Origin of the sequence: Fluviicoccus sp., from assembly GCF_030646115.1 — a bacterium.
Lineage (GTDB): Bacteria > Pseudomonadota > Gammaproteobacteria > Pseudomonadales > Moraxellaceae > Fluviicoccus.
The window spans coordinates 114,016-133,807 of the sequence record NZ_JAUSMX010000018.1 but is presented as its reverse complement, the minus strand read 5'-3'; the positions used below and the strand labels follow the sequence as shown (position 1 = coordinate 133,807).

Below are 19,792 nucleotides of genomic sequence, written 5' to 3'. Positions count from 1 at the left end.
TATTGTCTGTGCTGTTATTCATTTAACAATTTGTGCTCCCCATATCGTTTCCTTCAGTGGGATAGTTCAATCCTGTGAGGGTTTGTCATGCAGTCTCAATTTTACGTCATCCTGTTCGCCCTGTTTGCTGGGCATTCCGTTGCAGCACCAGCCAGCAAAACGAAGCCTCCACCGGTAGTGGAAGTGGTGAGCCTTCAATCTCAAGCTTCAGTCATGCCCTCTATCCAGGCGATGGGAACCTTGCGTGCATCAGAGAGTATTACCCTGAAACCGGAAGTTGCAGGCAAGGTTTTGTCGATCAACTTTGTTGAAGGGCAACCGGTGCGCAAGGGGCAATTGCTGGTCAAGCTTGATGACAGTTTGCTGAATGCTGAGCTTGCCGGGAAGGAAGCTTCGGTGTTGTTGGCGGATGCAGAGTTGCGTCGGTTGCAGGAGCTTGCGCGGAGTCAGCAGGTTGCCGAGGTGGAGGTTGAACGTAAGCGTGCCGAAGTGGCGATGACCAAATCTAATTTGAGTTTATTGAAAGCCCGGATTCAGCAGACCGAACTGAAGGCACCATTTAGCGGGGTTATCGGTATCCGCCAGTTTAGTGTTGGTGAGTTTGTTCAGCCAGGACAGTCGTTGGTCAACCTGTCCTCATCCAAGCCGTTGAAGGTGGATATCAAGTTGCCTGAAGGTAAGGCGGCAGCTATCAAGGTTGGCCAGCAGGTGATGGTTCGTATTGATGCCATACAGGGATTGCAGATGAAGGGGCGGATTACGGCCATTGAGCCGCAACTGGACGCCGGAACCCGCGCGCTTTGGGTGCGTATCGTACTGGATGGTGCGGACTTGAGGTTGAAATCAGGAATGACGGCATCTGTGGCCATCCCCATGTCCGCCACTGGACAGGCGTTATGGGTGCCAGAGCAGGCATTGGTGGCACAGGGTGGGAAGTTGGTGATATTCAAGGTCATCGATGGAGTGGCAGTGGCGACGCCGGTTCAATCCGGTCAACGTCTGCCGGGAAAAGTCGAAATCACCCAAGGTATAAAGGCCGGCGATTCGATTGTCATTTCCGGGCAAAACAAGCTGTCCAAGCCTGAAATGCCCATCAAGGCGGTGCCTGCGACAGGAGCCTGGTAATGCAGTTGCCCCAACTGTGCATTCGTCGGCCGGTACTGACGATTGTCATGAACCTGCTGATTGTGTTGGCTGGTTTGATGGCGTTCGATCGGCTGACGGTTCGTGAATATCCCAATATCGACATCCCGACAGTCACGGTGGATACCACCTACACCGGCGCCAGCGCTGCCATCATAGAAACGACCGTGACACGTTTGCTGGAAGACTCATTGTCCGGGATTGAAGGGATTGATTACCTGTCCTCCAGCAGTCGCTCGGGCAGGGCGCAGATCACCATTGCTTTCAAGCCCGGCCGGGACATTGAAAGCGCGACCAGTGATGTCCGTGACCGGGTGTCGCGGATTCGCGGTAAGTTGCCGCAAGATATCAACGAGCCGGTCATAACAAAGACCGAAGCGGATGCACAGCCAATCATCTGGCTGGCCTTTTCTTCAGATCGGCATACGCCGATGGAAATCAACGTCTTTGCCGACAAGCAGGTCAAGAGCCGCTTGCAAACCTTGGTGGGCGTGTCCGATGTCCGGATATTCGGGGAGCGTCGTCCGGCCATGCGGATCTGGCTGGATTCCGGAAAGATGGCTTCCCTGAATTTGACACCCCAGGATGTTGAGTCAGCGTTGCGTAACCAGAATGTCGAAATTCCGTCGGGGCGGATTGAAAGCCTGAAGCGCGAGTTTGATGTGCTGGCCCGTACCGACATGAATACGCCAGAAGAATTTTCCGCCCTAGTGTTGCGCTCCCAAGGCGGTTTGTTGCTGCGTTTGGGGGATGTGGCGCGTATCGTCGTGGCTCCGGAAGATGAGCGGCGTATTGCGCGGTTTAACGGTGAGCCTGCTGTAGCTTTGGGTGTTATCAAGTTGTCGACGGCCAATCCGCTGGATGTGTCCAAGGCCGTTCGCGCCGAACTTCCTCGTATTAAGGAAAGCCTGCCAGCGGGCATGAAGGTCCGGTTGGCTTATGACTCATCTGTTTTCATTGAGCGGTCCATTCAGGCGGTCGAACGAACCATCCTTGAGGCGGCCGGGTTGGTGGTGCTGGTTATTTTCTTTTTCCTGCGTAGCCTGCGCGCCACCCTGATCCCGCTGGTGACGATTCCGGTGTCGTTGATCGGTGCGCTGGTATTCATGCAGATGATGGGGTTTTCCATCAACACCCTGACCTTGCTGGCGATGGTGCTGGCGGTCGGACTGGTGGTGGATGACTCGATCGTGGTGCTTGAAAACATCTACCGGCACATTGAGGAGGGGAAGAATCCTCGAGAAGCGGCCATTCAGGGTTCGCGAGAGATCGGTTTTGCCGTGCTGGCCATGACCTTCACACTGGCGGCGGTTTTTGCTCCGATTGCGTTCACGGAAGGCCGTACCGGCAAGCTCTTTGCCGAGTTCGCCCTGACCCTGGCTTCTGCAGTCATTGTCTCCGGATTTTGTGCGCTGACTTTGTCGCCGATGATGAGTTCGCGCTTGTTGCAGCCGCATATGGGAGAGGGTAATCGGCTTTATCAGGCGATTGAGACCTTTCTGCGGGGATTGACCCGTGCTTACCGCCGGATCTTGCAGGCTGTTTTGGGCTGGCGCTGGTTGGTGCTGGGGCTGGCGTTGGGGTTGTCCGGGGCGATGGTGGTTGTGTTCAAAGGTCTGCCCAGTGAGTTGTCGCCGGTCGAGGACCGTGGTGTGATCTTGTCCATAGGAATAGGTCCGGAAGGGGCATCTCCTGCGTATTTCGATCATTACGGCCTGCAAGTGGAGCAAATCTACAGCAAGCTTCCCGAACGAGAGTCCACCTTTTTGATAACCGGCTTTCCGGATGACACCAAGTTCATCAGCTTCAACCGTTTCAAGCCTTGGGAGCAACGTCAGCGCAGCACCCGTGAAATAGCTGATACTGTTCGTCCGCAGTTGTGGCAAGTGCCGGGGGTGATGGCGATGGCTTCACTGCCGCCGTCGCTGGGGCAGGGTAATTCCAGTTCTCCGCTGGATTTTGTTATTCAGACGACCGGCAGTTATGAGGATCTTGGGCGGGTCATCCGGGAATTAATGGGCAAGGTCAGCCAGAATTCAGGCCTGATGAATGCCGTTCCTGATTTGAAGCTCAACAAGCCGCAGCTGTCGCTAACCTTGGATCGTGACAAGACGGCGCTGGTCGGGGTGGAAGTGGCGGAGGTTGGACGCGCCCTGGAAACTCTGCTGGGCGGGCGTAAAGTTACGACATTCAAGCTGAATGGCGAGCAGTATGACGTGATGGTGCAGCTCGCGCCGGATGAACGTCAGGTGCCGGAACAACTGCAGCAGATTCATGTTCGCAACAAGCAGGGGGAAATCCTGCCACTGAGTGCTTTGCTGACCCAAGCCGAAACAGTCACTCCTTCCGACTTGAGCCATTTCAACAAGTTGCGATCGGCCAAGATCACTGCCAGTCTGGCTCCCGGTTACTCACTGGGTGAGGCAGTGGCCTTCATGCAAGCTGCGATGAAGGATGTGAAAAAACCCTCGGTCAGTTATGACTGGGGCGGGCAGTCCCGCGAGTTCCTGGCATCCGGCAATGCGCTGGCGCTGGCGTTCGGATTGGCCGTGCTGTTCATTTATCTAGTGCTGGCGGCGCAATTCGAGAGCTTCCGTGACCCCTTGATTATCCTGTTCTCGGTGCCGCTGGCCTTGCTGGGAGCTGTGTTGGCGTTGAAGCTGACGCAAGGGACGTTAAACGTGTACAGTCAGATCGGCCTGATTACGTTGGTGGGGCTGATCAGCAAGCACGGCATTCTGCTGGTGGAGTTCGCCAACCAGTTGCAGGAGCAGGGAAAGAGTAAGCTGGAGGCGATTATGGAGTCGGCCACATTGCGCCTTCGCCCCATCCTGATGACAACTGCCGCCATGGTGCTGGGGGCCTTTCCGCTGGCGTTGGCGAGCGGTGCAGGAGCCGAAGTCCGCCATCCGATCGGTTGGGTGATTGTGGGCGGCATGACGCTGGGCACGGTTTTCACCCTGTTTGTGGTGCCGGCGGTTTACATGCTGGTGGCGCGTAACGGGCGGGCAGGAACCGTAGAATAAGCTTGAGTGGACATCGGCTTGGCTGTATCGGGCCGATGATCTGCTGATTCAACCAAGAAGGTGCGATACCCATGACCCGCAAATCCTATAGCCTGCCAACCCGCACCGTGACCCGGGAGTTGCTTCAAAAGCCGGACTTTGAGCAAAGCCCTGCCGCCGATCATTATAACGGCAGCCGTTTCTTCAATCCGTGGATCCGCGACAGCCGTGATTTTGCCAAGTTGTTCAACTGGCTGATGACACGGGAGCGCGATACCTGGCCCAAAAACCAGTCGAATGAGATATTCGACAAGCCGCTGTCGCATTTCAGTGAGAATGTGACTGATTGGAAAGTGTGGTTTGTCGGCCATGCGACCTTGCTGATCCAGATCGGGCCGTGGAACTTCCTGACCGACCCGGTGTGGGCTGAACGCTGCAGTCCCTTTGCCGCCATGGGACCGAAGCGTGTGCGCCCTGCCGGTATTGCACTGGAAGAATTACCGCCGATTCATGCCGTCCTGCTGAGCCATAACCATTACGACCATCTGGATACCGCTACGCTGTTGTGGCTGCAGGATCGTTTCCAGCCGGCGGTCATTACCGGGCTGGGCAATGGCGCCTATTTGCGTCCTTATGGCATGTCCGTGATTGAACTGGACTGGTGGGAGTCGTTTCCTTTTTCGGAGGACGTGACGCTGCATTATGTTCCCGCCCGTCACTTTTCCGGGCGTGGCATGCGTGACCGTAACGCCGCACTGTGGGGCGGATTGTCCGTGGTGACGCCGCATGGTCATGCCCTGTTTGCCGGGGATACCGGTTATTCCCCGCATTTTGCCGAGATCCGGCAGCGTTTGGGCAGCCCCCGGGTGGCGTTGTTGCCCATCGGGGCTTATGAGCCTCGTGAGTTGATGAAAGAAGTCCATATGAATCCCGCCGATGCGGTAAATGCCCACCGGGATCTGAGCCCGGCGTTGTCGTTGGGCATGCATTTCAATACCTTCCAGCTGACTGACGAGCCCATTTACGCACCGGTTCGTGATTTGCAGCAGGCGATGGCCCGGCATGGAATAGCTCCCGAACAATTTCGGACATTGCGGGAAGGCGAGGGCTTGGTCATTCCCTGAGTCCGGTTTTTCCGCCGATCCTGGTGAAAATTATTCAGCAGGAATATTGATTCCTGCCATCAGTGATACTACTATTGCGCCGCTTAGACCCATTCCCCTATTTGTGACGGAGGTTCCTGAAAGATGACCCACTCAGCCAGCCAAGATTTCAAGCAACGCTGACCCTTTCAGGACCGAGACGGCCTGAAGGCGAGTCAGCCTTCAGGCCAGAGAACCAAGCCCTGGCGTACCCCGCCGGGGCTTTTTCTTTGGGCGGCCGCCCACAGCTCACAAGGCTGCGGGCGATTGCATGGATTAACCCAAAATGTGAGGTGTACGATGCCAATACACTTGGTGTTGAACGCAAATGAAAAGAACGGTCACAAGCCGGTCAAAATCTTTACTCCGGATGTCGATCCGCAGGCGCTGCAACAACTGCGGAACATGGCGGCGCTGCCGTTTGTCTTCCGCCATATTGCCGTGATGCCGGACGTGCATGTGGGAATTGGCGCCACGGTAGGTTCGGTGATTCCCAGCCAGGGAGCCATTGTGCCGGCAGCCGTTGGTGTCGATATCGGTTGCGGCATGAACGCGGTGCGGCTGTCACTGAATGCCCGGCAGTTGCCCGATAACCCCAAGGCGCTGCGGACCGCCATCGAAAAAGCGGTGCCGGTCGGCTTCGACCAGCACAAGCGGGAAACCGTGAAAGCTTCGAGCCTGAGCGCGCTGGATGCGGGCATTGACCGAATTGTCGGCAAGCATCCCGGTTTGATGAAGATGCTGCGGCAGTTTCGACTGACCTGGGCGCGGCAACTGGGCACCCTGGGTGGCGGTAATCACTTCATCGAGATTTGTCTGGATGAAGCGGACGATGTCTGGGTGATGCTGCATTCCGGCAGTCGCGGCATCGGCAATTGTATCGGGCGCTATTTCATTGAGTTGGCGCGCAAGGACATGAGCCGGGAATACGGTCATCTGCCGGACAAGGACCTGTCCTATCTGGTGGAGGGCACGCAGCATTTTGCGGATTACGTCGAGGCGCTGAGCTGGGCGCAGGACTATGCCATGCTCAATCGCCGCGAAATGATGCGGCTGGTGGTGGAGGCGCTGAAGCCGGTGTTGCCACCGTTCGAGCTGACCAAGGAGGCGATCAACTGCCACCACAACTACGTGGAACGGGAGACGCACTTTGGTGAGGAGGTCTACATTACCCGCAAAGGGGCTATCAGTGCGCAGGCCGGTGAGTTGGGTATCATTCCCGGCAGCATGGGGGCGAAGTCCTACATTGTTCGCGGCAAGGGGAACGCGGAGTCCTTCTGTTCCTGCTCGCACGGGGCGGGGCGGCGGATGAGCCGCATGGAAGCCAAACGCCGGTTTTCCACGCAGGATATGGTGGAGCAGACGGAGGGCATTGAGTGCCGCAAGGACAAGGATGTGGTGGATGAGATTCCGGCCGCCTACAAGGATATTGAGGCGGTGATGGCGCACCAGAGCGATCTGGTGGAAGTGGTGCACACCCTGCGGCAGATTGTCTGCGTCAAGGGGTGATTTTATTGAACGGAGGAGGCCAGTCATGGCGAAACGAGTGGTGGTGAAGCTGCAAAAAAGACCCCGTAATTGGGTAACCCTGATTGCCGTGGTGCAAAAGGCCGGCGCGCACGGTAAGACCGAAAAAGCGGAACGACGCGCCGAACGTCAACAGGTGCAACGTGCTTCCCGGGAGGATTGGTCCTCCCGGGGGGATGGTTTGAAGTGGTTGTTTGCTTAAATAGTTTTCGTAAATGCTCATCCTTAATGAGTGAAAAGCCATAATAATTGTAAGCATATCGTTATTGGAGTATGGATCATGGCCAGTAAATCCGCGGTTGCTGCGGCAGTCTTGTTAGGTTTGGGCGGCATGTCTTCGGCTCTGGCTGACGAGGCTGGATACTTTCTGAGCGGCCCACAAAAGCAGGAGCTGATACTGCGCGGGCAGATGCATGATGAAGAGCAGCGCTTGTATGACGTGTGGATTGTCCCCGGTTATGTTGTGCCGAAGGAGTCTGCCAAAAAGGGTTGGCGAAAAGCCCGCGATTCACTCAGGACGTACAGCAAGCCGGATTTTTTCCCCGACCTGCATAAATATGCTGACCAGACTTGGCGTTTTGGCACTAAGGAAGCACTGCGTGAGTTCGCTTTCAAAGGAACGCGTAATGCCTGGCAAAAAGACATGAAGGTGGCCGGTGAACGCACCCGCAAGCGGGTCTTCGGGTGGTGGCTGGCCTACCCCTGGGGGGTGCTGGAGGCCACAACCGAGTCTGTATTCCGGCTGGGGACGGGGATCCCGACTGGGCTGGCGCTGGCTAGCGCAGCTTATACCGCCGTTCCGGCGGTGTATGTCGCCATCCCGACGGTTATGTCTGTGGCGCATGCGTCCGGGGAGGGCACCGGCTACCCCCTGATCGCGGCGGGCTGGAATACCGTGATTGCTCCACCGTTGGCGGTATTTGGCCAGCGCCCCGCCCCGCAACGGGCCGATGGGTTCTGGATGAAGCAGGTGGATGATCCGCGGCTGAAAGACATGATTGGTGAACTTTCCTCCTGGCGTGATGCCCTGACCAAGGCGCAGCCCACCGCCGAACGGGATGCGGCCGTCAAGCGTCTGGAAGACGAGCGCACGGCGCAGACACAGGATTTGTATGCACGAATCAAGGTGATTGAGCAGGCCTCCGGCGAGAAGGTGGCGCAGGTGCGCAGCGACTGGATGGGAGGCGTGATGCAACGCGCCACCGAGCAGCGGTCAGGTGTGCTGGCGCGGTTGAAACAGGGCGATATGCCGCCGGAGTTGCTGGCCGCACAGCGTGATGCAGTGGTGGCCGGATTGACGGGTAACGGCTGGACCCGCGATGAAGCCAACAAGCTGGTGGACGTGTTGCTGGGCAAGCCGGTGGATCTGTCGGCGCCGCAACGGAAGGCAGATGACAAGACCGATCCGGTGAAACGGGCGGTGGAGATATTGGGGAGTCCCAAGTAAACCCTGGGTTCTGGGGTAGCGAAGATGTGCTGCCCCGGAATCCACAGGTCATCAGTCAGTAGCGGTTTGCGGCTTGACCCGAGCGGCCGACTCTTTGGCATTGTTGCGTGCGGCATCCGTGCTTTCCGCCCGGCAAACCGCCACGCCCATGCGGCGTTTCATAAAACTTTCCGGCTTGCCAAACAGACGGATATCGCTGTCCGCCACCTTCAATGCGTCTGCGACGCCTTCAAACCGGATGCCGGTCGCTTCCATTCCGCCGTAGATCACGGCGCTGGCCGCCGGGCTGAGCAGCGCGGTATTGACCGGTAATCCCAGAATCGCCTTCGCATGGATCTCGAATTCAGACTGATATTGGCTGGACAAGGTGACCAGCCCCGTATCATGCGGGCGCGGGCTGACTTCCGAGAACCAGACATCATCCCCCTTCACGAACAGTTCCACCCCGAAAATACCGCGCCCGCCAAGGTTTTCCGTTACCGCCTTTGAGATGTCGCGGGCGCGTTGCAGCGCAAGCGTGGACATCGCCTGCGGCTGCCAGCTTTCCACATAGTCACCGGCCACCTGCCGATGTCCGATGGGGTCGCAGAAGAAGGTCTCGACGCTAGCGGATGCTCCGACGGCGCGCACGGTCAACTGCGTGATTTCAAAGTCGAATTCAATCAGGCCTTCCACAATCACCGTACCCTGATTGACCCGCCCACCGCTGGCGGCATAGTCCCAGGCGGCCGGAATGTCTTCCCGGCGATCGACCTTGGATTGGCCCTTGCCGGACGAGGACATGACCGGTTTGATGAAGCAGGGATAGCCAATGCGGTCGGCAGCGGCCTGAAGCTCGTCCAGGCTGTTGGCGAAGGCATAGGGGGAGGTGGGCAGGCCCAGTTCTTCGGCCGCGAGGCGGCGGATGCCTTCGCGGTTCATGGTCAGGTTGACGGCGCGGGCGGTGGGAATGACTTCGGCAATGCCTTCGCGCTCAATGTCCAGCAGCACGGCGGTGGCGATGGCCTCGATTTCCGGGACGACAAAATGCGGCTTTTCCTGCTCGATCAAGGCGCGCAGGGCGACCGGATCGCTCATATTGATGACATGGGCGCGATGGGCTACCTGATGGCCGGGGGCATCGGCATAACGATCCACGGCAATCACTTCCACCCCGAGGCGTTGCAGGGAAATGATTACTTCCTTGCCCAGTTCGCCGGAGCCCAGGAACATGACTTTGGTGGCGGATGGGCTGAGCGGGGTGCCTATATGAGAGGGAATGGTCATGCTGAAGGTCTCCGGTGAGCGATGCGCACATGATAACGGGCGACAACCGGGACGGCTATGGCGGCGAACGCCCATGAAAAAAGCCCCGGGGCTAACGCCGCCGGGGCTTTCTCTGATTCTTGTGGTGCCTGAAGCCGGAATCGAACCGGCACGCCCTCACGGGCGGTGGATTTTGAGTCCACTGCGTCTACCAGTTCCGCCACCCAGGCACAAGGACGGGGCTGATTATATGCGGCCAGCGCACTCCGTCAAGCCTTTTTGCGAAAAGTTGTTATAATGCCGCCCCTTGTTGGATACAACTCATGCAACTGACTGACTTTTCCTACGAATTACCCGATGAATTGATTGCCCGCTTCCCGTTGGCGGAGCGGTCGGCGTCGCGTTTGCTGCATCTGGCGGCGGACGGTTTGCATCACCGGCAGGTGCGGGATCTGGCGCAATGGCTGCGGCCCGGCGACCTGCTGGTGTTCAATGATACGCGTGTGCTGGCGGCGCGGCTGTTCGGGCAGAAATCCTCCGGCGGCCGGGTGGAGGTGCTGGTGGAGCGCATTGTGGCCGACGATACGGCGCTGGTGCACCTGCGCGCCAGCAAGTCGCCGAAGCCGGGTGCGAAGTTGTCCTTTGCTGATGGACGCGTTCAGGCTGAAATGCTGGAGCGGGTGGATGACCTCTTTAAGTTGAGGTTCTCGCGGCCGGTGCGCGAGGTGCTGGCGGAGGTCGGGGAAATGCCGCTGCCGCCATATCTGGGGCGCAGTGTGGGGTCGTCCGATGCCGAGCGCTACCAGACAGTGTACAGCAAGCCTGAAAACACCGCCTCGGTGGCGGCGCCTACCGCCGGTCTGCATTTTGATGAGGCCTTGCTGGGGAGCCTGCGTGAGCGCGGCTGCGGGTTTGCCTATGTGACGCTGCACGTGGGTGCCGGCACTTTCCAGCCGGTGCGCACGGCGGATATCCGTGATCATCGCATGCATGCCGAATGGCTGAGCGTGCCGCCGGAAACCGTCGAGGCGATACGCCGCACCCGTGAGCGGGGAGGGCGAGTGGTCGCCATCGGCACCACCAGCGTGCGTGCGCTGGAATCTGCCGCGCAGGCCAACGGCGGTAAGTTGCAGCCGTGGTCGGGCGATACGCAAATCTTCATCTATCCCGGTTATGACTGGCGGGTGGTGGACGTGCTGTTTACCAACTTCCACCTGCCGGAATCCACCTTGCTGATGCTGGTCAGCGCCTTTGCCGGGCGTGATCGCGTCATGGCCGCCTATCAGGCGGCGGTGGCAAACCAATACCGTTTTTTCAGTTATGGCGATGCCATGCTGGTCGAGCGTCCCGGAGACATACATGCAGTTTAAATTGATGGTCACCGATGGCCAGGCACGCCGCGGTGAGCTCACCCTGCAACACGGCAAGGTGCAAACCCCGGCTTTCATGCCGGTGGGCACTTATGGCACCGTCAAGGGCATGCTGCCGCGCGACATTGATGATATCGGCGCCGATATCATCCTTGGCAATACCTTCCATCTGTGGCTGCGTCCGGGTACGGACGTGGTCAACCAGTTTGGCGGCCTGCACGATTTCATCAACTGGCAGAAACCCATTCTCACGGATTCCGGCGGTTTTCAGGTGTTCAGTCTGGGTGCCTTGCGCAAGATCAGCGAGGAAGGCGTCAAGTTCCAGTCACCAATCGATGGTTCGAAAGTCTTCCTGACGCCGGAGATTTCGATGCAGATCCAGCGCTCGCTGAATTCCGACATTGTGATGATCTTTGATGAATGCACCCCGTATCCGGCGACGGAGCAGCAGGCCCGTGAGTCGATGGAGCTCAGCCTGCGCTGGGCGGCCCGGTGTAAAACCGCGCACGAAGGGAACCCCAATGCCTTGTTCGGCATCGTGCAGGGCGGCATGTTCGAAAACCTGCGTGACGTGTCGCTGGCGGGCTTGATGGACATCGGCTTTGACGGCTATGCCATTGGCGGCCTGTCTGTCGGTGAACCCAAGGATGAAATGATCAAGGTGTTGAACCATGTGCCCATGCGCTTGCCAAGCGACAAGCCGCGTTACCTGATGGGGGTCGGCAAGCCGGAGGATATCGTGGAAGCGGTGCGCCGGGGTGTGGACATGTTCGATTGCGTGATGCCCACCCGCAATGCGCGTAATGGCCATTATTTCGTCACGGATGGCATTGTCCGCATCCGCAACACCCAGTACAAAACCGACCAGCAGCCCATCGATCCGCACTGCGATTGCTATGCCTGCCGCAATTTCTCGCGCGCCTACTTACATCATTTAGACAAATGCGGGGAGATGCTGGGGGCGATGCTGGGTACAATCCACAACCTGCGTTACTACCAGCGTTTGATGGCCGGTTTGCGGACTGCCATTGAAACCGGTACATTGCACGACTTTGTGCAAGATTTTTATGCCCGTCGCGACCTGCCCGTGCCCGCCCTTTAGGAGACATCCCCAATGAGTCTGTTCATTGCCGAAGCCCATGCCGCTGCACCCGCTGCTGCCGGTCCCGATGCCGGAATGGCCAATCTGGTCATGCTGGGCCTGTTTTTTGTCGTGTTCTATTTCCTGCTGTGGCGTCCGCAATCCAAGCGCGCCAAAGAACACAAAACACTGATGGCCGGTCTGAAGGTGGGCGACGAAGTGGTATTCGCCGGCGGCCTGCTGGGCCGAATCCAGAAGGTGGATGACGAATATGCCGTCGTGGATCTGGGTGACAAGGTCACCTTGCGCATCCAGAAAGGTTCCGTGGTGGCATCGTTGCCCGCCGGAACCCTGAAAAATATCGGCCAGAACTAAAGAACCCCTAAAATGCGCTATCCCGCCTGGAAATACGTCCTGATTGTGCTGATCGCCCTGGTCAGCATCATTTATTCCTTGCCGAACCTGTACCCGGATGAACCGGCGTTGCAGGTATCGGGAGCCAATGCCGGCATAACGACGGACAAATCCGTTCTGGAGCGTGCCGAAGCCGGTCTAAAGGCGGCGGGAATTCCGTTTCATGGCTCTGAAGTCCAAGCCAAGGGTGTCTTGTTGCGGGTTGAAACCGCCGATGCACAGTTAAAGGCTCAGGATGTCCTGAAGCGCGCCTTGGGCGACAGTTATGTCGTGGCGCTGAACTTGGCGCCGACGACGCCGTCATGGTTGCTGGCCATCGGCGCCAAGCCGATGAAGCTGGGGCTGGACTTGCGGGGCGGTGTGCACTTCCTGCTGGAAGTGGATATGGCCAAGGCGCTGGAGTTGCGTCAGGAAACCTATACTTCCGAGGTCAAGGCCAAGCTTCGCGAGGCCAAACTGTCCTATCGGGCGGTGATTGATATCCCAAGCGGCATCGCCATCCGTTTTGAGTCCGAGGAAGACCGGGTCAAGGCAGCCGAACTGTTGAAGCCCGAATACCGGGAGTTCATTTTCGCCAATGCGACACGTGAAGGCGGCATGTTCCTGGATATGGGCTTTACCCCGGAAAAGCTGAAGGAAGTGACGGATTATGCCGTTGAGCAGAACCTGACCACCATTCGCAACCGCGTCAATGAACTGGGGGTTGCCGAGTCGCTGGTGCAGCGGCAGGGCGCCAACCGTATTGTTGTGCAGTTGCCGGGCGTGCAGGATACCGCTGAGGCCAAGCGCGTACTTGGCCGCACCGCAACGCTGGAATTCCGCTTTGTGGACTGGGACAACGGCGGCGTGGCGCCGGAATCCGGTATTGCGCCACCCGGCACCGAAATCTACCCCTTTGATAAAATGGGCGGCGCGCCGGTGCTGTTGCAGAAAAAGAAAATCGTCACGGGTGAGCGCGTTGTCGGCGCCCAGTCAGGTTTCGATGAATTCTCCAACGCACAGGTCAACATCACGCTGGACAGCCGCGGCGGACGCATGATGGCCGATGCCACCCGTGATAATGTCGGCAAGCAGATGGCGGTGTTGTTTGTGGAGCACAAGCAGCGAACGCGCCTGGTGACAGGACTTGACGGTAAAGTCACCGAAGTGCGTGAGCCTTATGTTGAAAAGACGGTCATCAACCGCGCCACCGTGCAGTCCATGCTGGGTTCGCAGTTCCGCATTACCGGCCTTGATTCACCCGGAGAGGGTGCTGAACTGGCGCTGCTGCTGCGCGCCGGCGCCTTGGCTGCGCCCATGTACTTCGTAGAAGAACGGACCATTGGCCCAAGCCTGGGTCAGGAAAACATCGACAAGGGCCTGATGTCGACGCTGGTAGGCTTTAGCCTGGTGGCGGTGTTCATGGTGGTTTTCTACCGGGTGTTCGGCATTGTCGCCAACATCGGGTTGTTGATGAACGTGGCCATGCTGGTGGCGGTGATGTCGGCCCTGGGGGCTGCGCTGTCCTTGCCCGGCATTGCCGGTATCGTGTTGACGGTGGGTATGGCGGTGGATGCCAACGTGCTGATTTATGAGCGCATCCGCGAGGAGTTGCGGGCCGGTGCCTCGCCGCATCATGCCATTATTGCGGGCTATGATCGCGCCTTCATCACCATTATCGATGCCCATGTCACCACTTTGATTGTGTCGGTCATCCTGTTTGCGGTTGGCACCGGCCCGATCAAAGGTTTTGCGGTTACCTTGTCGATCGGTATTATCTGTTCGCTGTTCTCGGCCCTGACCGTGACCCGCGCCGTCGTGCAGATCATTTACGGCGGCCGTCGCGTCGACCGTCTGAGCATTTGAGGAGAACGGCCATGATGTTTGAAAACCGTACCATCCGTTTCATGCGCTTCCGCAAGCCCATGGCGATTTTCTCGCTGCTGGTGGTGCTGGCGGGTGTGGTTTCGTTGTTCACCAAGGGGCTGAACCTGGGGCAGGACTTTACCGGCGGCACGTCTGTCGAGCTGACCTTTGCCAAGCCGGTTGAGCAGATGGCTATCCAGAACCAGCTGGAAGAGGCGGGTATTCATGATGCGGTTGTGCAGCATCTGGGGCGCGCCACCGACATCCTGATCCGCATGCCGGCGCAGGACAAAGCCGGCAGCAACATCGGGCAGCGGGTTGTGGATGCGGTTCGGCAGGACAACAGCAACCCCGCGACCCTGCGGCAGGTCGATTCCGTTGGCTCCCAGGTCGGCGAGGAGCTGTATCTGAATTCCTTGATGGCGGTTGCGCTGTCGTTGGGCCTGATGATGCTGTATGTGGCGATCCGCTACCGCTTCAAGTTTTCGGTCGGCGCGGTGACTTCCCTGCTGCACGACACGCTGTTTACTGTCGGTATTTTTTCGATCATGGGCTGGCCTTTTGACCTGTCGGTGCTGGCTGCGATACTGGCGTTGATCGGTTACTCCCTCAACGACACCATCGTCGTGTTTGACCGGATTCGTGAAAACTTCCGCAAGCTGCGCACGGCCGACCCGGTTGAAATTGTGGATGTGTCGCTGACCGAAACCTTGCGCCGCACCATCATGACGGTGGCAACCGTGGTGCTGGTGGTGGTGGCCTTGTTGTTGCTGGGCGGCCCGGCGCTGAAGTGGTTCTCGATGGCCATGTTGATAGGTCTCTTTGCGGGCACTTACTCCTCGGTTTACATCGCCACCAGTTATGCGCTGGCCATGGGCTTGAACAAGGAAGACTTCCTGATTGCGCCCAAAGGCGAAGAAGTGGTGGAAGAGGGTGAAATCCTCCCCTGACAATTGGTGGGCTTCTGTATAAAGTAGAGGGCGCAATGCGCCCTTTTCTTTGGGCGGCAATCAGCTAAACGGAGAAACATGATGCGTGGCGCGGGCGGCACCCAAGGCGGTGCGGGCGAATTCCTGTTGGGTTTGGTGATGATGTGCGGCGGCTTTTATATGCTGCTGAGCGCCATCGTGGTGTCATCCGGTTTTGGCATGGGTTACGGCTTGTACCGGTTTTCGGGATGGGGCGGCGGCATGTTTACCATCACCACCGGCATGATCATGATTCCGTTCATGATCGGTGTCGGACTGGTGTTTTACCAAGGCAAGAGCATTCTTGGCTGGTGCATGGCCATCGGATCACTGGCGGCGATGATCATGGGGGTGATTTCTTCAATCCACTTCAGTTTTCGCAGCATGAATGCCTTTGAACTGATTGTGATTCTGGTGCTGTCCATTGGCGGACTGGGGCTTTTTTTACGTTCGCTACGGGCTGGTGGCTGAGGCTGCCTGCCTTATTCCACAGGACGCGGTGACGGCTTTAGCGAAATCAGCACCACGCCAGCCAGCACCAGCAAGCCGCCGGCCGCTTGCAGGCCGGTTACTTTTTCTTGCAGGATCAAGGCGCTGAAAATCAGGGTAAACACCGGGCCGACAGCTCCGATCAAGGCCGCTGAAGAGGCACCGATATGGCGGATGCCTTGAGTGATCAGGCTGGCGGGCAGGAAGGTGCAGAAGAAACCCAGGGCCGCGCACAGTAACCATAGTGGCGAGGGCAGGTGGTTCAGTGAGGTCCATGATTGGGTTACTGAGAAATGCAGCACGGCGCAGAGCGTGGCCGTGCTCAAAGCCAGCGCCGTAAAACGGGCGGCTCCAACCGTCTTCATCAGCTCGCCGCTGGCGACCAGATAGGCGGCATAGGCCAGCGCCCCGCCAAATACCAGCAGGCTGCCCAGCCATAAATGAGGCGCGTCCACCGCAACATCCCCGGCAAACACCAAGCCCATGCCCGCATAACTGGTGGCAATGGCCAGCCACACCCGGCGGCTGATACGGGTATGCAGGAAAATGGCGGAAATAAACACGGTCAGGGTCGGGTACATGAACAAAAGCAGCCGTTCCAGGCTGGCGCTGATGTATTGCAAGCCCCAGAAATCGAGGATGCTCGCGCCGTAATATCCGGCGCTTCCGGCCAGAACCACTCCAAGCCATTCCCTTGGACTCAGGGGTTTGCCGGGTTCATGCGCCATCCACAACATGATCAGGAAGAACGGCAGAGCAAACAGCATGCGCAAGACCAGCAGGGTTTCCGGAGTCACCGGGTACTGGTAGGCCAGCTTCACCAGCACCGATTTGGCGGAGAACAGGACAGCCGACAGCAAGACGCACAAGACACCCAGGGTATGGTTTCGGGTCATGGCAGGGCAAAAGAATTCGGGTGGCTGCGGATTACGACAGTCTTTCCGGCCAATTACAAGCCGACAATGACAGGCGATACTGTGAAAATTGCCCGAAATAGGGGTATTCACGGTAAAAATACAGCAAAAGGTGGGGTACAATCGCCCGCTTTTTGACTTTTTGTGGGAGGTTGCGCGGCCACAAGCTGCTCAGCCGGTGAAGTTAAACTCAATATTGAGGGTTGACCATGCAAATCGGGATTCCAGCGGAAATCATCGCTGGCGAAACGCGGGTTGCCGCCACTCCGGAAACAGTGAAGAAATTCATTGCCGCCGGAAATACCGTGGTGGTGCAGGCGGGAGCCGGCGTCAAGGCCAGTGTGCCGGACGCGGATTATGTGGCTGCAGGCGCTACCATCGCTGCAGATGCGGCAACAACCCTGGCAAACAGCGATATTGTGCTGAAGGTGCGTTCACCCCAGCCGGAAGAAATAGCCCTGATCAAGGAAGGCGCCACCGTGGTGGGTATGTTTGACCCTTTCCGCAACCCCAACCTTGAGGCTTATGCCGCACGCAAGCTGGCCGGCTTCGCCATGGAGCTGCTGCCGCGCACCCTGTCGCGCGCCCAGAACATGGACGTGCTGTCTTCCCAGGCCAATCTGGCCGGGTACAAGTCCGTGCTGCTGGCGGCCGGTGAATATCAGCGCATGTTCCCGATGCTGATGACGGCGGCAGGCACCGTCAAGCCCGCCCGTGTCGTGATCATGGGTGTGGGTGTTGCCGGGTTGCAGGCGATCGCCACCGCCAAGCGGCTCGGCGCGGTCGTGGAAGCCACCGACCTTCGACCCACGGCCAAGGAGCAAGTGGAGTCGCTGGGCGGCAAATGGCTGGATGTGCCGATGTCCGATGAAGAGAAGGCCAAAGCCCTCGGCACCGGCGGTTATGCCTGGATTCCCTCCGAGCAATATGTGAAGGACCAGGCGGTGATTGTGGACAAGGCCGTGTCGAACGCCGACATCGTCATCACCACGGCGCTGATACCGGGTCGTAATGCGCCGCGTCTGATCAAGGCCGAAACGGTCGCCAAGATGCGCGCCGGGTCCATCATCCTGGACATGGCGGTGGAAAGCGGCGGCAACGTCGAGGGATCGAAGTGCGGTGAAACCGTCTACACCGAAAACGGTGTCAAGATCCTCGGTATTCCCAACATCCCCGGCACCGTGGCCGCAGAAGCATCCGCCCTGTATTCCCGCAACCTGCTGAACTTTGTCGTCACCCTGTTTGACAAGAGCGGAGCTTTTGCCATCAATCGTGAAGACGAAATCCAGAAGGCGTTGCTGGTGACATTCGGCGGCGAAGTGCTGCTGCAGAAGAAGTGAGGAGCTGAATCATGAATCCTGAAATCGCTCAGGCAGCCGCTCAGGCTGTCGAACATGCCTCCGGCGTGCCCTTCATCAGTGTGTTCACGGTGTTTGTGCTGGCCATTTTTGTCGGTTACTACGTGGTCTGGGGTGTCACCCCGGCGCTGCACACGCCGTTGATGGCGGTGACCAATGCGTTGTCCGGCATCATTGTCGTCGGCGCCATGCTGCAAGCCGTGTCTACCGGGGCCGATCCGTCGGCGCTGCAAGCCATCACCCCCACCAGCCTTCTGGGCGCTTTCGCTGTCTTCCTGGCCAGTATCAACATCTTCGGCGGCTTCGCAGTCACCGAACGCATGCTTGATATGTTCAAGAAGAAAAAGAAGTAAGGAGCCACGACCATGCAAGATTTCGCACAATATGCTGACTGGTTCTATCTGATTGGCGCAGTCCTCTTCATCCTGACGCTCCGCGGCCTGTCCGGTCCTAAGACCGCAATCATGGGTAACCGCTACGGCATGATCGGTATGGCGCTGGCCGTGCTGACGACTTTTTTTGTGGCCCCGAATCCGGTGCTGGGTCTGATCATTGCCGCCATGGTGGCCGGTGCAGCCATCGGTTTGTATCGCGCCCGCACTGTGCCGATGACGCAAATGCCCGAAACCGTGGCCATGATGCACTCTCTGGTGGGTTTGTCCGCCGTGTGTATTGCTGTTGCCGCTGTGCTGCATGAAGGCATCCACCACGATGGCATACACCGCTTCGAGTTGTTTATCGGCTGCTTTGTCGGCGCCATTACGTTTACGGCCTCTGTCTTCGCCTATGGCAAGCTGGCCGCAAAGAAGTGGGCCAAGTCCGTCAAGGGTGCGTGGGTGAAACCGGTTCAGGCTTCGCTGGCATTGGCCATGCTGGCCTGCGGGACGGTCTATTTCACCACGGAAAGCCTGGAAGCTTTCTATGCCATGACCGTGCTGGCCTTGCTGCTCGGTTTTATCTGGATTGCTCCGATCGGCGGCGGCGACATGCCGGTGGTGGTGTCGCTGCTGAACTCCTTTTCGGGTTGGGCGGCGGCCGGTATCGGCTTTACACTCAATAACTCGATGCTGATCATTGCCGGTTCGCTGGTGGGTTCGTCGGGCGCCATCCTGTCTTATGTGATGTGCAGGGCGATGAATCGCTCGCTGATGAACGTGCTGTTTGGCGGCTTTGGGGCGGCGGCGGCCGGTCCGGCGGTGGAAGGCGATCAGAAGCAGAAGAACTACAAGTCCGGTTCTCCTGATGACGCCGGTTTCCTGATGGCCAATGCCGACAGCGTGGTGATTGTGCCCGGTTACGGCATGGCGCAGGCTCGTGCCCAGAACGCCGTCAAGGAACTGGCGATCAGCCTGAAGGAGAAGGGCGTCAAGGTGCGTTACGCCATTCACCCGGTGGCGGGCCGCATGCCCGGCCACATGAACGTGCTGCTTGCCGAAGCCGATGTGCCTTATGAGGACGTCAAGGAAATGGACGAAATCAACAGCGACTTCGCGTCCACCGACGTGGTGCTGGTGATCGGCGCCAACGACGTCGTCAATCCGGCGGCCAAGGATGACCCGAGTTCGCCCATTTACGGCATGCCGATTCTGGAAGCGCACCGTGCACGGACCGTGATGGTGATCAAGCGCTCCATGGCCACTGGCTATGCCGGCCTCGACAATGACCTGTTCTACCTCGACAAGACCATGATGATCTTCGGCGACGGCAAGAAGGTGGTGGAAGACATGGTGAAGAGCATTAACGGTTCCGGCCATTGATGCGGTTTTACTGAAAAAGACCCCGCATTCGTGCGGGGTTTTTTTTGGGCGATTGATGCAGCAGATGTGCGGCGGTGCTCATTTAAT

At 58.3% G+C, this 19,792-nt stretch carries 17 protein-coding genes and 1 tRNA gene; 15 read left to right on the top strand and 3 right to left on the bottom strand.

Going from position 1 to position 19,792, the window contains the following annotated elements; translation table 11 throughout:
• The first annotated feature begins 87 nt into the window (after positions 1-87).
• From Q7T36_RS12485 to Q7T36_RS12460, 6 genes are all read left to right on the top strand, one after another.
• Positions 88-1,125: an efflux RND transporter periplasmic adaptor subunit gene (locus Q7T36_RS12485; RefSeq protein ID WP_304848893.1), complete on the top strand. Its 1,038-nt coding sequence runs from the start codon at positions 88-90 to the stop codon at positions 1,123-1,125.
• Positions 1,125-4,169 (top strand): efflux RND transporter permease subunit, encoded by a 3,045-nt coding sequence (locus tag Q7T36_RS12480; RefSeq protein ID WP_304848889.1) that lies wholly within the window; start codon positions 1,125-1,127, stop codon positions 4,167-4,169. Before Q7T36_RS12485 ends, Q7T36_RS12480 begins: the two co-directional genes overlap by 1 nt.
• Before the next feature lie 71 nt (positions 4,170-4,240).
• The gene (locus Q7T36_RS12475; protein WP_304848886.1) at positions 4,241-5,272 is read left to right on the top strand and encodes an MBL fold metallo-hydrolase; all 1,032 of its coding nucleotides are present in this window, start codon (positions 4,241-4,243) and stop codon (positions 5,270-5,272) included.
• 318 nt (positions 5,273-5,590) lie between these two features.
• Positions 5,591-6,799 (top strand): RtcB family protein, encoded by a 1,209-nt coding sequence (locus tag Q7T36_RS12470; protein ID WP_304848883.1) that lies wholly within the window; start codon positions 5,591-5,593, stop codon positions 6,797-6,799.
• 25 nt (positions 6,800-6,824) lie between these two features.
• Positions 6,825-7,019 carry a hypothetical protein gene (locus tag Q7T36_RS12465; RefSeq protein ID WP_304848880.1) on the top strand — a complete coding sequence of 65 codons (195 nt, stop codon included), beginning with the start codon at positions 6,825-6,827 and terminating at the stop codon, positions 7,017-7,019.
• Positions 7,020-7,097: 78 nt separating this feature from the next.
• Positions 7,098-8,264, top strand: a complete 1,167-nt coding sequence (locus Q7T36_RS12460) for a hypothetical protein (protein WP_304848877.1) — start codon at positions 7,098-7,100, stop codon at positions 8,262-8,264.
• Positions 8,265-8,315: 51 nt separating this feature from the next.
• Here Q7T36_RS12460 and purT read toward each other — a convergent pair whose 3' ends face one another.
• Together purT and Q7T36_RS12450 are read right to left on the bottom strand one after the other, a co-directional pair.
• A complete protein-coding gene (purT, locus tag Q7T36_RS12455) occupies positions 8,316-9,530 on the bottom strand; it encodes a formate-dependent phosphoribosylglycinamide formyltransferase (protein WP_370690117.1) in 1,215 nt (404 codons plus the stop codon).
• 122 nt (positions 9,531-9,652) lie between these two features.
• A tRNA-Leu gene (locus tag Q7T36_RS12450) sits at positions 9,653-9,739 on the bottom strand.
• 93 nt (positions 9,740-9,832) lie between these two features.
• On the opposite strand from Q7T36_RS12450, the gene queA reads away from it, so the two are divergent.
• From queA to Q7T36_RS12420, 6 genes are all read left to right on the top strand, one after another.
• Positions 9,833-10,879 carry a tRNA preQ1(34) S-adenosylmethionine ribosyltransferase-isomerase QueA gene (gene queA, locus Q7T36_RS12445; protein WP_304848874.1) on the top strand — a complete coding sequence of 349 codons (1,047 nt, stop codon included), beginning with the start codon at positions 9,833-9,835 and terminating at the stop codon, positions 10,877-10,879.
• A complete protein-coding gene (tgt, locus tag Q7T36_RS12440; protein WP_304848871.1) occupies positions 10,869-11,981 on the top strand; it encodes a tRNA guanosine(34) transglycosylase Tgt in 1,113 nt (370 codons plus the stop codon). The genes queA and tgt overlap by 11 nt, the downstream gene beginning before the upstream one ends.
• 12 nt (positions 11,982-11,993) lie before the next feature.
• Positions 11,994-12,335 (top strand): preprotein translocase subunit YajC, encoded by a 342-nt coding sequence (yajC, locus tag Q7T36_RS12435; RefSeq protein WP_304848868.1) that lies wholly within the window; start codon positions 11,994-11,996, stop codon positions 12,333-12,335.
• A gap of 12 nt (positions 12,336-12,347) precedes the next feature.
• Positions 12,348-14,219, top strand: a complete 1,872-nt coding sequence (gene secD / locus Q7T36_RS12430) for a protein translocase subunit SecD (protein ID WP_304848865.1) — start codon at positions 12,348-12,350, stop codon at positions 14,217-14,219.
• Between the two features lie 11 nt (positions 14,220-14,230).
• Entirely contained in the window at positions 14,231-15,169 is a 939-nt protein-coding gene (gene secF / locus Q7T36_RS12425) for a protein translocase subunit SecF (RefSeq protein ID WP_304848862.1), read from the top strand.
• 78 nt (positions 15,170-15,247) lie between these two features.
• Entirely contained in the window at positions 15,248-15,658 is a 411-nt protein-coding gene (locus tag Q7T36_RS12420; protein WP_304848859.1) for a hypothetical protein, read from the top strand.
• Positions 15,659-15,669: 11 nt separating this feature from the next.
• On the opposite strand, the gene Q7T36_RS12415 is transcribed toward Q7T36_RS12420, so the two are convergent.
• The gene (locus Q7T36_RS12415) at positions 15,670-16,572 is read right to left on the bottom strand and encodes a DMT family transporter (protein ID WP_304848856.1); all 903 of its coding nucleotides are present in this window, start codon (positions 16,570-16,572) and stop codon (positions 15,670-15,672) included.
• A 227-nt stretch (positions 16,573-16,799) separates the two neighbouring features.
• Between Q7T36_RS12415 and Q7T36_RS12410 the strand changes: the two genes are divergently transcribed.
• The 3 genes from Q7T36_RS12410 to Q7T36_RS12400 are packed head-to-tail and all read left to right on the top strand — an operon-like array spanning position 16,800 to position 19,705.
• Positions 16,800-17,930, top strand: a complete 1,131-nt coding sequence (locus tag Q7T36_RS12410; RefSeq protein WP_304848853.1) for a Re/Si-specific NAD(P)(+) transhydrogenase subunit alpha — start codon at positions 16,800-16,802, stop codon at positions 17,928-17,930.
• 11 nt (positions 17,931-17,941) lie between these two features.
• The gene (locus Q7T36_RS12405) at positions 17,942-18,301 is read left to right on the top strand and encodes a proton-translocating transhydrogenase family protein (RefSeq protein WP_304848850.1); all 360 of its coding nucleotides are present in this window, start codon (positions 17,942-17,944) and stop codon (positions 18,299-18,301) included.
• Between the two features lie 12 nt (positions 18,302-18,313).
• On the top strand, positions 18,314-19,705 hold the full coding sequence (locus tag Q7T36_RS12400) for an NAD(P)(+) transhydrogenase (Re/Si-specific) subunit beta (protein WP_304848847.1): 1,392 nt from the start codon (positions 18,314-18,316) through the stop codon (positions 19,703-19,705).
• The last annotated feature ends 87 nt before the right edge of the window (positions 19,706-19,792 follow it).

What these genes read in the sequence shown, in the direction of transcription:
- Q7T36_RS12475 (WP_304848886.1), top strand. Translation starts at nt 4,241, where the DNA reads ATGACCCGCAAATCCTATAGCCTGCCAACCCGCACCGTGACCCGGGAG.
- Q7T36_RS12420 (WP_304848859.1), top strand. Translation starts at nt 15,248, where the DNA reads ATGATGCGTGGCGCGGGCGGCACCCAAGGCGGTGCGGGCGAATTCCTG.
- Q7T36_RS12480 (WP_304848889.1), top strand. Translation starts at nt 1,125, where the DNA reads ATGCAGTTGCCCCAACTGTGCATTCGTCGGCCGGTACTGACGATTGTC.
- secF (WP_304848862.1), top strand. Translation starts at nt 14,231, where the DNA reads ATGATGTTTGAAAACCGTACCATCCGTTTCATGCGCTTCCGCAAGCCC.
- Q7T36_RS12460 (WP_304848877.1), top strand. Translation starts at nt 7,098, where the DNA reads ATGGCCAGTAAATCCGCGGTTGCTGCGGCAGTCTTGTTAGGTTTGGGC.
- tgt (WP_304848871.1), top strand. Translation starts at nt 10,869, where the DNA reads ATGCAGTTTAAATTGATGGTCACCGATGGCCAGGCACGCCGCGGTGAG.
- Q7T36_RS12465 (WP_304848880.1), top strand. Translation starts at nt 6,825, where the DNA reads ATGGCGAAACGAGTGGTGGTGAAGCTGCAAAAAAGACCCCGTAATTGG.
- yajC (WP_304848868.1), top strand. Translation starts at nt 11,994, where the DNA reads ATGAGTCTGTTCATTGCCGAAGCCCATGCCGCTGCACCCGCTGCTGCC.
- Q7T36_RS12405 (WP_304848850.1), top strand. Translation starts at nt 17,942, where the DNA reads ATGAATCCTGAAATCGCTCAGGCAGCCGCTCAGGCTGTCGAACATGCC.
- Q7T36_RS12415 (WP_304848856.1), bottom strand. Translation starts at nt 16,572, where the DNA reads ATGACCCGAAACCATACCCTGGGTGTCTTGTGCGTCTTGCTGTCGGCT.
- purT (WP_370690117.1), bottom strand. Translation starts at nt 9,530, where the DNA reads ATGACCATTCCCTCTCATATAGGCACCCCGCTCAGCCCATCCGCCACC.
- Q7T36_RS12400 (WP_304848847.1), top strand. Translation starts at nt 18,314, where the DNA reads ATGCAAGATTTCGCACAATATGCTGACTGGTTCTATCTGATTGGCGCA.
- secD (WP_304848865.1), top strand. Translation starts at nt 12,348, where the DNA reads ATGCGCTATCCCGCCTGGAAATACGTCCTGATTGTGCTGATCGCCCTG.
- Q7T36_RS12485 (WP_304848893.1), top strand. Translation starts at nt 88, where the DNA reads ATGCAGTCTCAATTTTACGTCATCCTGTTCGCCCTGTTTGCTGGGCAT.
- Q7T36_RS12410 (WP_304848853.1), top strand. Translation starts at nt 16,800, where the DNA reads ATGCAAATCGGGATTCCAGCGGAAATCATCGCTGGCGAAACGCGGGTT.
- Q7T36_RS12470 (WP_304848883.1), top strand. Translation starts at nt 5,591, where the DNA reads ATGCCAATACACTTGGTGTTGAACGCAAATGAAAAGAACGGTCACAAG.
- queA (WP_304848874.1), top strand. Translation starts at nt 9,833, where the DNA reads ATGCAACTGACTGACTTTTCCTACGAATTACCCGATGAATTGATTGCC.